Source organism: Pseudarthrobacter sp. 05T312, from assembly GCF_056396685.1.
Map to the genome: position 1 here is coordinate 1 of NZ_JBFTLY010000013.1, position 13,621 is coordinate 13,621.

At 63.9% G+C, this 13,621-nt stretch carries 15 protein-coding genes; 8 read left to right on the forward strand and 7 right to left on the reverse strand.

The window, feature by feature from the left end; genetic code table 11:
- Positions 1–231: 231 nt before the first annotated feature.
- A complete protein-coding gene (locus AC1DIP_RS15485; RefSeq protein ID WP_476210005.1) occupies positions 232–1,026 on the reverse strand; it encodes a hypothetical protein in 795 nt (264 codons plus the stop codon).
- 60 nt (positions 1,027–1,086) lie between these two features.
- On the opposite strand from AC1DIP_RS15485, the gene AC1DIP_RS15490 reads away from it, so the two are divergent.
- Positions 1,087–1,632 (forward strand): prepilin peptidase, encoded by a 546-nt coding sequence (locus AC1DIP_RS15490; protein ID WP_476210006.1) that lies wholly within the window; start codon positions 1,087–1,089, stop codon positions 1,630–1,632.
- Positions 1,633–1,673: 41 nt separating this feature from the next.
- Positions 1,674–2,144: an NUDIX hydrolase gene (locus tag AC1DIP_RS15495; RefSeq protein ID WP_477734251.1), complete on the forward strand. Its 471-nt coding sequence runs from the start codon at positions 1,674–1,676 to the stop codon at positions 2,142–2,144.
- A 142-nt stretch (positions 2,145–2,286) separates the two neighbouring features.
- On the opposite strand, the gene AC1DIP_RS15500 is transcribed toward AC1DIP_RS15495, so the two are convergent.
- From AC1DIP_RS15500 to AC1DIP_RS15520, 5 genes are all read right to left on the reverse strand, one after another.
- Complete coding sequence (locus AC1DIP_RS15500; RefSeq protein WP_476210009.1) at positions 2,287–3,972, reverse strand: DHA2 family efflux MFS transporter permease subunit; 1,686 nt, start codon at positions 3,970–3,972, stop codon at positions 2,287–2,289.
- Complete coding sequence (locus AC1DIP_RS15505) at positions 3,969–4,634, reverse strand: TetR/AcrR family transcriptional regulator (protein ID WP_477734252.1); 666 nt, start codon at positions 4,632–4,634, stop codon at positions 3,969–3,971. The genes AC1DIP_RS15500 and AC1DIP_RS15505 overlap by 4 nt, the downstream gene beginning before the upstream one ends.
- Positions 4,635–4,764: 130 nt before the next feature.
- Complete coding sequence (locus tag AC1DIP_RS15510) at positions 4,765–6,192, reverse strand: aspartate ammonia-lyase (protein WP_476210012.1); 1,428 nt, start codon at positions 6,190–6,192, stop codon at positions 4,765–4,767.
- A gap of 87 nt (positions 6,193–6,279) precedes the next feature.
- Positions 6,280–6,894 carry a carbonic anhydrase gene (locus AC1DIP_RS15515; RefSeq protein ID WP_476210014.1) on the reverse strand — a complete coding sequence of 205 codons (615 nt, stop codon included), beginning with the start codon at positions 6,892–6,894 and terminating at the stop codon, positions 6,280–6,282.
- 10 nt (positions 6,895–6,904) lie between these two features.
- Entirely contained in the window at positions 6,905–7,585 is a 681-nt protein-coding gene (locus AC1DIP_RS15520; protein ID WP_477734302.1) for a DUF4245 domain-containing protein, read from the reverse strand.
- A 225-nt stretch (positions 7,586–7,810) separates the two neighbouring features.
- Here AC1DIP_RS15520 and glpX point away from each other — a divergent pair, with 225 nt between their 5' ends.
- From glpX to AC1DIP_RS15535, 3 genes are all read left to right on the forward strand, one after another.
- Positions 7,811–8,833, forward strand: coding sequence for a class II fructose-bisphosphatase (glpX, locus tag AC1DIP_RS15525; RefSeq protein ID WP_210411426.1), 1,023 nt, complete (start codon positions 7,811–7,813; stop codon positions 8,831–8,833).
- 267 nt (positions 8,834–9,100) lie between these two features.
- Positions 9,101–9,424 carry a transposase gene (locus AC1DIP_RS15530; protein ID WP_477734253.1) on the forward strand — a complete coding sequence of 108 codons (324 nt, stop codon included), beginning with the start codon at positions 9,101–9,103 and terminating at the stop codon, positions 9,422–9,424.
- Positions 9,421–10,275 carry an IS3 family transposase gene (locus AC1DIP_RS15535; protein ID WP_477734254.1) on the forward strand — a complete coding sequence of 285 codons (855 nt, stop codon included), beginning with the start codon at positions 9,421–9,423 and terminating at the stop codon, positions 10,273–10,275. Before AC1DIP_RS15530 ends, AC1DIP_RS15535 begins: the two co-directional genes overlap by 4 nt.
- A gap of 44 nt (positions 10,276–10,319) precedes the next feature.
- Here the strand turns inward: AC1DIP_RS15535 and AC1DIP_RS15540 are convergent, their stop codons facing one another.
- On the reverse strand, positions 10,320–10,751 hold the full coding sequence (locus AC1DIP_RS15540; protein ID WP_476206145.1) for a DUF5956 family protein: 432 nt from the start codon (positions 10,749–10,751) through the stop codon (positions 10,320–10,322).
- Between the two features lie 224 nt (positions 10,752–10,975).
- Between AC1DIP_RS15540 and AC1DIP_RS15545 the strand changes: the two genes are divergently transcribed.
- The 3 genes from AC1DIP_RS15545 (at position 10,976) to AC1DIP_RS15555 (ending at position 13,558) form a co-directional block, all read left to right on the forward strand.
- On the forward strand, positions 10,976–11,587 hold the full coding sequence (locus tag AC1DIP_RS15545) for an RNA polymerase sigma factor (RefSeq protein ID WP_285245880.1): 612 nt from the start codon (positions 10,976–10,978) through the stop codon (positions 11,585–11,587).
- Positions 11,588–11,643: 56 nt separating this feature from the next.
- Complete coding sequence (locus tag AC1DIP_RS15550) at positions 11,644–12,252, forward strand: hypothetical protein (RefSeq protein ID WP_476206143.1); 609 nt, start codon at positions 11,644–11,646, stop codon at positions 12,250–12,252.
- A gap of 238 nt (positions 12,253–12,490) precedes the next feature.
- Positions 12,491–13,558 (forward strand): peptidoglycan bridge formation glycyltransferase FemA/FemB family protein, encoded by a 1,068-nt coding sequence (locus AC1DIP_RS15555; RefSeq protein ID WP_476210016.1) that lies wholly within the window; start codon positions 12,491–12,493, stop codon positions 13,556–13,558.
- The last annotated feature ends 63 nt before the right edge of the window (positions 13,559–13,621 follow it).

A 13,621-nucleotide genomic window follows, 5' to 3' on the forward strand; every position in this document is an offset into this window, starting at 1 on the left:
GCACGGCGCAGCGGCCACCCGTCATCGACGATGCACCGGGCCAGCCGGAGCCGTCCCTTCGGCGTCAGAAGCGCGTTAGCATGGGACATTGAAGACCTCCTTGTGGATCGGACTCTTAGACAAGCCCCACTCCACTTGGAGGTCTTCTTATTGTCACCTAACCACGCCGCATGTTCCTAACCTCCGTGGTCAATACACCTAGCCGACGGGCGCGGACGCAGCCTGTCACGTTCAGGCCGGTATGTCCCAGCTGATGTGCCGGCGGACATCGGTCAGGTTCATGGACTGGGCCAGGAACAGGTCATCGAGCATGTACTCGTCCACGGCGATGATCCGGATCCAGTGGCCATATCCTTCCGTTTCCGCTTCCAGCGACTGGCTGGACACACAGACACCGGTGTCCACGTCCACGCGGAGGAGGGAGCTGCCGGGCAGGCACAGGGGAGCGGCTGGATCGGCGGGGCGGTACGCGGCGTTGGGGGCCACCACGGCTTCAAGGACTGTCCGGCCCTCGTGGTCGGAGTACCGCACCTCCCGGATGTCCAGCGCGTTGCTGCCGGGAAACTCGATGGGCACCGGGGCGTTGCCGGCGAGCTCCACGGGATCCAGCGCCGCCGAGAAGCGTCCGTTGCCGAAGCCGGGCTCGCCGTAGGCTGCCTCCGGACGGCGGCGTACCAGCCCGCCGTCGTCATAGACGGGGGTGACCAGGTGCGGAGGGAGGAGCCAGGATTTGCGTGTGGCGCTTACATAGAAAACGTCGCGGGAATCGTTGATACCCGTGGTGCTGTGCAGGACCAGCCGCTCAGGGCTTTCCAGGCGGAGAGCGCCCGGCCGTCGCAGCCAGGCGCGGACGAACGTGGCGCCCGGGGCGGGGGCCGACGCAAAGGCCTGGTCCCAGTACTCAAACCGCAGCGACTGCCACTTCCAGGGAGAGGACCGGCACAGGTTCCGGAACACGGCGGGAAGGTCCGCCGGGGCGGCAGGAGGGTCCGGAGCCGGGCTGCGCCGTGAGTCCCAGGTCGACATATCCACAGTTTACGCGGGCGCGCTACGGCGGGAATGGTGTGATCCAGTAGCATCCGAGGGGTGATCGGACGACTCGGTGAACTCTGGCAGCACACCCCGCTGGCCTTTTGGCTGGTTCTGGCGGCCTGCCTCTACTTCGCGGTGATGGCGGTCCGGCTGACCGTCATCGACGTCCGGCACCACCTCCTGCCCAACCGGATCGTCTTTCCGTCCTATGCGGTGGCCGGCGTGCTCCTGCTGGCGGCAGCCGCCGTCGCCTGGGCCGGCCCGCTCCCGGATGCGGGGGCCGGCGCCGGTTTCCTTTCCACCCCGGCCGTGCGCGTGGTGGCGGGAGCGGGGATCCTGTGGCTGTTCTACTTCGTCCTCCGCTTTGTATACCCGCCCGGCATGGGGTTCGGCGACGTCAAACTCGCAGGAGTGCTGGGCATGTACCTGGGCTACCTGAGCTGGGTGCACCTGTTCGCCGGAACCTTCCTGGCCTTCCTGCTGGGCGGCCTGTGGTCCCTGGCCCTCCTCGCGGCACGGAAGGGAACCCTTAAGTCGTCCATCCCGTTCGGGCCGTTCATGCTTGCCGGAGCCGCCGGGGCCATGCTGCTTCCCGCCTGACTCACGGGAAGCGACCCCCGGGGGTTGGATAGGCTGGCCCTATGCCTGCACCCGAATACGTCCTGAAGCTGCGCAAGAAGATTGGCAACGATCCCATCTGGGTTCCCGGCGTGCGGGGCGTGGTGGTGGATGACGCCGGCCGGATCCTGCTGGCCCAGCGGGCTGACAACGGCCAATGGGCGCTGGTCAGCGGCATGCTCGACCCCGGCGAGCAGCCGGCACGAGGGCTGGTCCGTGAGATCTTCGAGGAAACGGCTGTGGTGGCCGAGGCAGAGCGCGTGGTGTCGGTTGGCGCTGTGGGGCCGGTCACGTATCCCAACGGTGACGTCTGCGAATTCCTGGACGTGGTGTTCCTGTGCCGCTACGTCTCCGGCGAAGCCAGGGTCAACGACGACGAATCCCTTGCTGTCGGCTGGTTTACCCTTGATGACCTTCCCGACCTGATGCCCGGGCACCTCACCAGCATCCGGCAGGCGCTGGCCCCCACCGCAGCAGTCCACTTCGAGCCCTAGCCGCAGCAGCGGCACACCCTGAATAAAACAGGGGCGCCGCAACCCCCAAAGATTGCGGCGACCCTGTTGGTCACTTCCCGCCGGCCCCGCCGTGCGCCTGGCGCACAGCTGGCCAGGGGCCAAGTAAGGCGTCCGACGCCGGTCAGCGGCCTTGGGAAACCAGCTCGCCGTCGTCGTCCTTCACAACGTCCCCGTCACGTCCGGCTTCCGCGTCCCCGGCAGCGGCGGCGGGAAGCCCGGCGGCGAGCCGTTCTGCCTCCTCGCCGCCCACGGCCTCACCACGGGCCACCATACCGGCGGTGTCCGACAAAGGGATCTGCTTCAGCGTGAGGGCCAGCAGCAGCGCGATGGCGATGAAGGGGAGCAGGTACCAGAACACGGGCGCCAGGGAGTCGGCATAGGCATTCACGATGGCGTCCCGCAGCTGTTCGGGGAGCTGGTTCAGTGCCTGCGGGTCCAGGGTCCGGGTGGACTGCCCGGCCTGCTCGGCGGAGGCCCCCGCGCCGGTAAAGGCGCTGGTCAGGGCCTCGGAGAGGCGGGTGGTGAAGATGGACCCGAAGACGGCCACGCCCATGGCGGCCCCCACTTCGCGGAAGTAGTTGTTGGTGCTGGTGGCGGTGCCGATCTGGTCGGCAGGTACGGAGTTCTGGACCACCAGGACCACCACCTGCATGATCAGGCCCAGGCCGGCGCCGAAGACGAACAGCTGCAGGCAGATGACCCAGATGGGGGTGCTGGCGGCAAGGGTGGTCATCCAGAGCATGGCCGCCATGGTGAAGACGGCGCCCAGGATGGGGAACATCTTGTACTTGCCGGTCTTGGAGATCCGGATGCCCGAGTAGATGGAGGTGCCCATAAGGCCGGCCATCATGGGGAGCATGAGGAGGCCGGATTCTGCAGCGGACGTACCCGAAGACATCTGCAGGAACGTGGGGACGAACGCGATGGCGGAGAACATGCCCAGGCCCAGGGTGAAGCCGATGGCGGTGGCATTGATGAAGATCCGGTTCCGGAACAGGCTCAGCGGGATGATGGGGTCCTCGGCGCGGCGCTCCACCATGACGAACGCGGCGGCAGAAAGCAGCAGCCCCGCACCAAATGCCCAGGTGAGGGGGGAGTCCCAGCCCTCGTCCTTCTTGCCGCCGAAGTCGGTGAAAAAGATCAGGCAGGTGGTGGCGGCAGAGAGCAGGACAACGCCAAGGATGTCGATCCGCTTCTCGGCCTTCTTGTTGGGCAGGGTCAAGGCAAACCAGGCAATGGCGAAGGCGGCAAGGCCCACCGGGATGTTGATGTAGAACGCCCACTCCCAGGTCAGGTGGTCCACGAAAAAGCCGCCCAGCAACGGGCCGGCCACGGCCGAGAGGCCGAAGATGGCACCGAGCGGACCCATGTACTTCCCGCGCTCCTTGGCGGGAACGATGTCGGCGATGATCGCCTGCGAGAGGATCATGAGGCCGCCGCCGCCCAGGCCCTGGATGGCGCGGAAGATGACGAACCCCCAGAAGTCGGCGGCCAGGGCGCAGCCCACGGATGCGAGGGTAAAAAGCGCGATGGCCACCAGGAAGAGGTTGCGGCGGCCCAGGATGTCACCGAACTTGCCGTAGATCGGCATCACGATGGTGGTGGCCAGCAGGTAGGCGGTGGTGATCCAGGCCTGGTGCTCCACCCCGCCGAGCTTGCCCACGATGGTGGGCATGGCCGTGGAGACAATGGTCTGGTCCAGGCTGGAAAGCAGCATGCCGGCGATCAGCGCAGAGAAGATGATCCAGATGCGCTTTTGGGTCAGCAGCAGGGGCCCTGCCGGCGCCTTGGTGGTGGCGGTACTCATGATTGTCCTTCTGCGGCGGTGGCCGTGCTGTCGAATGGTTGGGAGAAGAGGAGGCTGGCGGCGGAGATGTTCTCCAGCAGCAGGTCCGGGTAGCTGCGGGTATTGCCGTCTGAGAAGTAGGCCATGCTGCTTTTGCGCGCGATGGTGCTGAGCAGGACCACTGCCATCTGCACCACTGGGTGGTCCGGCGCCAGGCCTTCACGCCTGGCGACGTCCCGGGCGAACTGGGCTTCGCGCTGTTCCGTGACCCCGATGATTTTCAGGATGAGCTGCGGTTCCTTTTTGACGACCCCGATCAGCTGCCGGGTTTCTTCCTCGGACTCCGTCATTCCTTCGGCCAGGCGCAGGGAGAGCCGGACGAGGTCGCTGAACAGGGTGGGCGAAATTTCGCCGGCACGGGAGCCGGCGGCACCGGCCACGAATTCCTCGATGACATCGGCCGGAACGTCGTCCTCGGCGTGGCCGATGATGGCGTCTTCCTTGGTGGGGAAGTAGTTGAAGAAGGTCCGGCGCGAAATCCCGGCCGCTTCGCAGACTTCCTCCACGGTGTAGCCGTTGAGGCCCTTTTCGGAGGTTAGGGCGCGGGCGGCGGAGGTAATGGCGGTCCGGGTGGCCGTCCGCTTGCGCTCGCGCAGGCCGTCAGAAGTTGCACTATCAGTCACAAAGTAAATTTTTGCACTAAGTACCCCGAAGTGCAAATTTCTGGAGTCCGAGCTGATGTTGCCTTAAAGTGCGACGGCGGCCGGCGCCTTTCGTGCGAAAGGTGCCGGCCGCCGTCGGGCGCTGAGTGCTTTACGCCTTGTGTGCCGGGGCCGTCATGGTGGTGACGTCCAGTGCCTTGTCGAGGTCGGCCTCGGAAACCTTGCCCTCGCCTTCGCCGACAAAACCGAGCTTCTCGGTGGCCTGGCGGATGGTCAGGCCCTCCTTGACGGCGGTCTTGGCGATCTTGGCGGCGTTCTCGTAGCCGATGTACTTGTTCAGCGGCGTCACGATCGAGGGGGAGGCCTCGGCCAGGAAGCGGGCGCGCTCCACATTGGCGGTGATGCCGTCGATCATCTTGTCCGCCATGACGCGGCTGGTGTTGGCCAGCAGGCGGATGGACTCGAGCAGGTTGGCGGCCATCACCGGGATGCCGACGTTGAGCTCGAAGGCGCCGTTGGTGCCGGACCATGCGATGGCGGTGTCGTTGCCGATGACCTGTGCGGCCACCATGATGGAGGCCTCGCAGATCACCGGGTTGACCTTGCCGGGCATGATCGAGGAGCCGGGCTGCAGGTCCGGGAGGGCGATCTCGCCCAGGCCGGTGTTGGGGCCCGAGCCCATCCAGCGAAGGTCGTTGTTGATCTTCATGAAGGAGATGGCGATGTTGCGCAGCTGGCTGGACGCCTCGATCAGGCCGTCGCGGTTGGCCTGTGCCTCGAAGTGGTCGCGGGCCTCGGTCAGCGGCAGTCCGGTGTCCGTGGCGAGCAGCTCGATGACGCGCTCGGGGAAGCCTGCAGGGGTGTTGATGCCGGTGCCCACGGCCGTGCCGCCCAGGGGAACCTCTGCCACGCGGGGGAGCGAGGCGTTGATGCGCTCGATGCCGTAGCGGACCTGTGCGGCGTAGCCGCCGAATTCCTGGCCCAGGGTCACCGGGGTGGCGTCCATGAGGTGGGTGCGGCCGGACTTGACGACGTCCTTGAACTCAACGGCCTTGCGTTCCAGCGACTCTGCCAGGTAGCCCAGGGCGGGGATGAGGTCGTTGATCAGCGCGGAGGTGGCGGCCACGTGGACGGACGTGGGGAACACGTCGTTGGAGGACTGCGAAGCGTTGACATGGTCGTTGGGGTGGACAACCTTGTCACTGCCCGCGGCCTTCAGTGCGCGCGTGGCCAGCTCTGCCAGGACCTCGTTGGTGTTCATGTTCGAGGACGTGCCGGAACCGGTCTGGAAAACGTCGATCGGGAAGTCGCCGTCATACTTGCCGGCGGCCACCTCATCGGCTGCATCGGCAATCGCCTTGGCCAGCTCGCCGTCGAGCACGCCCAGTTCAGCGTTGGCCTGGGCGGCAGCCTTCTTGACCTGTGCCAGCGCCTCGATGTGGGTGCGCTCCAGGGTCTTGCCGGAGATGGGGAAATTCTCTACTGCCCGCTGCGTCTGCGCGCGGTACAGTGCGTTCACGGGGACGCGGACTTCGCCCATCGTGTCATGTTCAATGCGGAACTCTTCAGTGGAAGTCATGGGGCTAGCTTATGGCTCCCGGGCGCCCCATCGAAAACCGTTAAGGGAGCATTGCCGGCGGCCGGCTGGGCCGCCGGCGCAGGGTTCCTAGAGCTCGCCGATTCCGGAAACAAGGTCGGCGCGGCCCTCTGCCAGGCGGTACGACAGGCCGATGACCGCGGTCCGGCCCTCCTCGATTGCGGTGGAAATCACACGCGAGCTGTCCGCAAGGCGATGGGACATCTGCTTGACGTTCTCCACCACCATGTCGTTGACCTCGGGCTGGTTGTTCCGCAGGGACGTCAGGACGGAAGGCGTAATGCGTTCCACGAGGTCGCGGATGAAGCCTGCGGGCATTTCACCGGTCTCCACGGCGTCCCTGGTGGCGGTTACGGCGCCGCAGTTGTCGTGCCCAAGGACCACGATCAGCGGCACCCCCAGCACCGCGACGCTGTATTCCAGGGAGCCCAGGACGGCGTCGTCAATCACCTGTCCGGCGGTGCGGACCACGAAGACGTCGCCGAGGCCGACGTCGAAGATGATTTCGGCGGCGAGCCGGGAGTCGGAGCACCCGAAGATCACCGCGAACGGATTCTGGGTCTCGACCAGTTCCGAGCGCCGTGACGCGTTCTGGTTCGGATGGGAGGATCCGCCGTTTACGAAACGTTCGTTGCCTTCGCGCAGGCGGCGCCACGCCAGTGCAGGTGTGAGGTTAGTAGCCATGCTTACTACGTTAAGGCGCGGCAGTGGTGGAAGGGGAAACTGTGACGGCGGGGCTGGCGTCGAGAGAAGTGACGACGGCGGCCGCCAGGGTTGCGAATTCGTCCAGTTGGGCTGCGCCGAAGAGGATGACGGTGCTGCCCCGGTAGTTCAGGACCATCGCCTTTTCGCCCTTGCCGGTGTCCCGGAGTTCCCATTGCTGGCCACCGGCGTTCCGTGAGCCGGTGACAGGAGCGTTCTTTGTCTGCTGGAGCAGCCACGTGGGATTGGCGTGCGTGGTCTGCACCAAAGCGATGAACGACGTCTTGGGGGTGACATAGCCAACCTCCCAGGTGGGGACTCCGCTGCCCGTTCCCGCTTCCCACCGGGCGTAATTCGCGCGGAAGGCGTTGCCGGTGTCCGGCGCGACGGGTGTGAATCCGGCCACATCCGCCGCGTTCCGCGCCACGGACGCCACGTCGATGTCCGGGCGGTAGCCCTCGCTCTTCGGCTGCGGGTTCATGAGCACAACAGGCAGGAACGCCGCGATGCTGAGCACCAAAGCAATGATCATGCCGATCACCGAAGCGTTGGCGCGCTTGGCCGCTGCCGCCGGAATGACGGGCTTCACGGGGGTATCAGCACTGCTGTCCGCGGCGCCCGGGCGGCCGTCGGGCCGGGCTGGGCCTGAGCTGGGATTGGTGGCTTCCTGCATGTCGTTCACCCCTCTATAGTCGCCCATCCCGGAGCGGGACTTCCATTCGGGCCCGGCCGGCAGTCCGCCCCGGGCTGCCACGCACATTGCGGGGTTGCGTCACGGGCCGCCCCCGGCGCGGTGCCGCGACTATGATCGGTAACAGAGGAATCACCGTCCTGCTGCACCGGCGGGCGGGTTCAATGATCGCCACTCGAAGAAGAGGTTCACGTGTCACCAGCGTCCATGACCCAGAAGTACTCCACGATTTCACCGTCGCTTGCCGTGGGCCACGACGAGCCGGACCGCAACCTTGCCCTTGAGCTTGTCCGCGTCACCGAGGCTGCGGCCATTGCCGGCGGCCACTGGGTTGGCTTCGGCGACAAGAACACCGCCGACGGCGCCGCCGTCGACGCCATGCGTTCCTTCCTGCAGACCGTCCACTTCAACGGCGTCGTGGTGATCGGCGAGGGCGAGAAGGACGAAGCGCCCATGCTGTTCAACGGTGAGCGCGTTGGTGACGGCACCGGCCCCGAGGTGGACGTCGCAGTGGACCCCATCGACGGAACCCGCCTGACCGCCCTGGGCATCAACAACGCCCTGGCAGTGCTGGCAGTCGCCGAGCGTGGCTCCATGTTCGATCCCTCCGCCGTGTTCTACATGGAAAAGCTGGTTACCGGCCCCGAGGCCGCCGACATGGTGGACCTTCGCCTGCCGGTCAAGCAGAACCTGCACCTGATCGCCAAGGCCAAGGGCGTGAAGGTCAACCAGCTCAACGTCATGATCCTCGACCGTGACCGCCACCGCCCGCTCGTGGAGGAAATCCGCGAGGCCGGTGCCCGCACCAAATTCATCATGGACGGCGACGTCGCCGGCGCCATTGCCGCGGCCCGCTCCGGCACCGGCGTGGACGCGCTGATGGGTATCGGCGGCACCCCCGAAGGCATCGTGGCGGCCTGCGCCATCAAGTCGCTGGGCGGCGTCATCCAGGGCCGCCTGTGGCCCACCAGCGACGAAGAGAAGCAGAAGGCCATCGACGCCGGGCACGACCTCGAACGGGTGCTTTCCACCAACGACCTCGTCTCCAGCGACAACTGCTACTTCGCCGCCACCGGCATCACGGACGGCGACCTGCTCAAGGGCGTCCGCTACTCCAAGGACAAGGTCCTGACCCAGTCCATCGTGATGCGTTCCAAGTCCGGCACCATCCGCTTCGTGGACGGCGAGCACCAGGCCAGCAAGTGGGAAGGCTACGCCCGCAAGAACTGACCCGCGGTCCCCGTTGACTGAAAGCCCCTGGCGCACAACTGAACTGCTCCCCGAAAGTTGGACTGAAAATTCAGTTTCGACTTCCGGGGAGCAGTTTTGCGTTCAAGTAGTTCTTTGTCGGCCGATCAGCGCGCGACGGCTGTAGCGTGGTTTGAGAAAGGCCTTGCTTACACGGCGACAGCCACCATGCTGGGTGTGTCTCGTGAGTCTAGTGGGCCTGTTAAGAGGCTGTATCGGCGGTGGAGGATCCATGGTCAAGGTGCGCTGGTGACGAAGCCTGCTCAGTCGTACACGTTCGAATTCAAGCTCGCCTTGGTGAAACGGTTCCTTGCTGGTGAGACTGCACCGGCCTTGGCGGAAGAGGCCGGCTTATCTTCGGCCGTGCTTCTCAAGTCGTGGGTGCGTACCTACCGTCGTGAAGGCGTGGACGCCTTACGTCCCAAGCCCGAGGGCAGACCCCGGAAGCCCGATTCCCCGCCGCCGGCTGAGGTATCCGAGTTGGAAAAATTGCGGCGGGAGAACGAACGCCTACGGGCCGAAGTCGCATATCTGGGAAAATTGCGAGCCTTGAGGGCTCAAAAACAAAGGTGAAGGTCCAGGCCCTCATCGCCCTCAAGGCTGATTTCCCGCTGCCGCTTCTTCTTCAGGTCTCAGGCCTTGCACGATCCACGTTTTTCTATCACCAGGCGCGCCTTCAAGCCCCTGACCCGCAAGAGGAGCTCAAGACCTCGATCAGGGACATCTTCAAGAAGAACCATGGCCGATACGGGCACCGGCGTGTGCACAGTGAACTGCTCAATCTCGGCTGGGCAGTCGCAAAAAAGACCGTGCTGAAGTTGATGCGGACACTCGGCCTATTCTGCAAAGTCCGACGCAGGAAGCGCTACAACTCCTACCAAGGCGAGGCGGGCATCATCGCACCCAACCTCCTGAACAGGAAGTTTGACGCCACTGCCCCAAACCAGAAGTGGGTAACTGACGTGACAGAGTTCAGTGTCGGAGACCGCAAGCTCTACCTCTCGCCGGTAATGGACCTATTCGACCGGCAGATTATTGCCCACAGCATCAGCACATCCCCGAACCTGGATCTGACTAACAGTTCACTGCGTGCAGCCCTGACATGCTTGGATCCTGGGCAGCAACCCCTCGTGCATTCGGATCAGGGGTTCCAGTACCAGCACATCTCGTGGCGGGGCCTCTTGGCGAACGCCGGCGCAGTCCAATCAATGTCCCGCAAAGCCAACTGCTATGACAACGCCGTGATGGAAAACTTCTTCGGACACCTCAAGGAAGAACTCTTCCACCGTGTCCGATTCCTCAACACCGAAGCCCTAACAGCAGCACTGCACGAATACATCCGCTGGTATAACGAAGAGAGAATTTCAACCAAGCTGAAGGGCAGGAGCCCAGTACAGTATCGTGCTCAGATGCTTGCGGCATAGGTCCTTTTCAGCACACTTGAACGGGATGCTTCGCATAGGGACCCTCACTGCGTATAAAGCTTCGCGATAACTCTTTCAAACACAGAACGGACTTGGGATGGATGACCGCCAGCATCTTCCGCAGCCAGAGCGGCGTTGAGGAGAACGCTTAGTTCGTCTAAAGACGCGATTCCATTGGGCAACCGCAAGTACCAGTCATAGCCCCTCGGCCGAGGCTCAAACCCCGCTGCCACAAGGTACTCATCGAGAAAATCGTCAATAATCTCTTGGTCCTGATCCGTGAAAGGGACGCTCCTGGTCGTCGTCGTGGAGCCTGCGGTTGTCACAACAACTGGAAGCACCTTTTGAACACTGCGTCTGGGACTGCGGACACCACAGCCAGGGCCAGCGACGGCGAGTACCAGCGCTTCCCACCCGTTCTCAGGAAGTAAGACGAATCCGGCTGGTGATGGCACTGTCAAAAAGTCGTTCCACACGCGCAAACACCCTTTAGGTCAAATGAAGACTAAGAGACAGACTCAAAGTACATCGAAGTTGGCCAGGCCGACACCGAGCAACGAAGAAGTGGCCGTCCCAAGGGGGACGGGCACTTCTGTAAAGAGCCGATCGCGGCGTAAGTCCCGGTCAGTCAGCACAGCTGGACTAGGACCTTCTCTCACAAAAAGATGGAACCATTCCGATGATCCGGACACTATGAAGTATGAGTGGGGGATCAGATGACACGGATGAGGCCTTGTGGCTGCTCGCGGTAAACGGTGATGGTGATGCATTCGGGGCCCTTTTCGATCGTCATCGGGACAGGGTGCTCACGCATGCAATGCGGGTCGTTGGATCGGCCCATACTGCGGAGGACATCACGGCCATCGTCTTCTATGAAGCCTGGCGCCGGCGGGAGTACGTGCGCATCGTCAACGGCAGCATCGTTGCCTGGCTACTGGTCACGGCAAATAACACGATCCGGAATCACAATCGGCAGCGAAGACGTTACAGGTCCTTCTTGGAACAGCTTCCGCCACCGGCCCTGACGGCGGATATCGCCGATGAAGTTGTTGATGCTGCCGAGCGCGAGTCGGAGGCCAGGACTTTGCGGGATGCTTTCTCGCGCCTCAAGCTTCAGGATCGCGACGTCATCACTTTGTGTGTGATTGAGGGGTTAAGCCTGCGGCAAGCCGCCGTGGCCCTCGGTGTTGCAGAGGGAACCGTGAAATCCCGCCTGCACCGCGCGAAGACCAGGCTCGGTGCCTTGTACGGGCAACTGGATTCACCTGAGCCACGTCATGATCACTCACTTCACGAGGGGAGAACATGGTGAGATCACAACAGTTCCAGACTGACCGCAGTGATGCGCTCCGACAGCAGCTAATAGAAATGCCGAAGGCAGTAAAGAACCGCGAGCGTGCTCAGGGTCAGCGGTCCCACTTTCAACACCTGCGGCCGCAAGATTCATCGGCAAGTACTCGGAAACGACTGGGTCTGCGGGTAGGCGCCGGCGCTCTCGCGGGTGGGTTAGTTCTTGGTGCGTTGGCACTGGCTCTAACACCCGAGGACCGATCGGAAGACGCTTCGAGAATCATCGAATCACTGACCAAGGCTCAGCAGGAAGTGGATAAGCTGCCTGCCGGAGCCCTGCCGGTTCTAGCCAATACAGGTATTGACCCGTCCCAGACCAGGCTCCTGGGACACAGCGCAACGATCAGGTACTACGGTGCCCCCGCCCCGGAACAGATCACAAATGGCGCCACCGCCGGCAAGACGATCTGCATGATTCCCGTCGATGCCCGAGGGGAAAGCAAATCGCTGGGATGCACACTATTGAAGAGCTTCGAGTCCTACGGCCTCAAAATCGAGACCCCGGATAGAACTGAGGCAGGTTGGTTAGTAGTTCCTGCGGCTGCAGAGAGCAGCTTGGAATCAGTGAAGAACGAGGCCGGCTGGAGCCGACAGGCGCCGAACTTTCTCGTCCGCAACAACAATTGATACAGCCAAGGCTTGCCACGAGAGGCAGCTAGCCTGCCACGTTCATCGGCGCCCTAAAGGACCTCTAAACGGGGAAGAGTATAAGGAAGAAGTCCCCGTCCGACTCGGACGGGGACTTCCTCGAACAGCCGACGCCAGCCGTTAAAGTGGAACTCGCACATTTACGAGTCCAACTTCCGGGGACCAGTTCAAACGCGCCGGGGGCTTTGGCGTTAAGCCTTGGTATAGGGTTTAAGCCATGATTCCTGCTGTTGTGCCCTGTACTGACCGCGCCCTCTGGGACGAGCACGTTGACCGGTTCCAGGGGCATCCGCAGCAGCTGTGGGGCTGGGGCGAGACCAAGGCCGCCCACGGCTGGTCCGTGGACCGGGTCCTGGTCAAGGACGGCGACGAAACCATCGGCTGCGCCCAGCTCCTGGTCCGCAGGCTTCCCGTCCCCTTCCGCGCTCTGGCCTACATTCCCCGGGGCCCCATGTGCTCCGTGGAGAACGCGCAGGTGGTCCTGAACCGGCTGGCCGAGCACGCCGCCCTCCGCCACCGGGGCGTGGCCCTGAGCATCGAACCGGACTGGGACAAGGACTCCGCGTTTGCCGGCGCCGTGGCCGCCGCCGGTTTCCGCGAGTCCACCAACACCGTCCTCATTCCCCGCACGCTCATCCTGGACCTCACCCGGTCCGACGACGAGCTGATGGCGGAGATGTCCAAGTCCACGCGGGCCAACATCCGCAAGGCGATGCGCAGCGATGTTGAGTTCCGCAAGGTCAAGAACGAATCCGAGCTGGACCAGGTGCTGGCCATCTACCACCAGACCGCCGAGCGCGCGGGCTTCGGCATCCACGAGGACCAGTACTACCGGGACATCTTCCGGAACCTGGGCGACTCTTCCCCGATCATCGCCGCGTTCGACGGCGAGCAGATGCTGGCCTTCACCTGGCTTTCGCGCAGTGCCGCCACCGCGTTCGAGCTCTACGGCGGCGTCTCCGCCGAAGGCCAGAAGCAGCGGGTGAATTACGGCGTGAAGTGGGCGGCCCTGCAGGCCATGCGGGAAGACGGCTGCAGCCGGTACGACTTCAACGGCCTCCTGAACGACGGCATTTCCGATTTCAAGAAGCAGTTCGCCAAGCACGAAAACATGCTCCTGGGGACCTGGGAGCGGCCGCTGTCGCCGTTCTACCCCGCCTACGCCAAGGCCATGCCGCTGGCGCGCAAGGGCCTCCAGCAGGCGCGCCGGCTGCTCAAAGGCGCAGCCGGGCAGGTCCGCCCATTGGTTCGAAAGTTGCGTCCGGGCAACCAGCTGCAGGGCTAGCCCGGGCAAGGCCAAAAAAGGGCGACGGCGGCACTTACGGAAGTGCCGCCGTCGCCCTTTTTG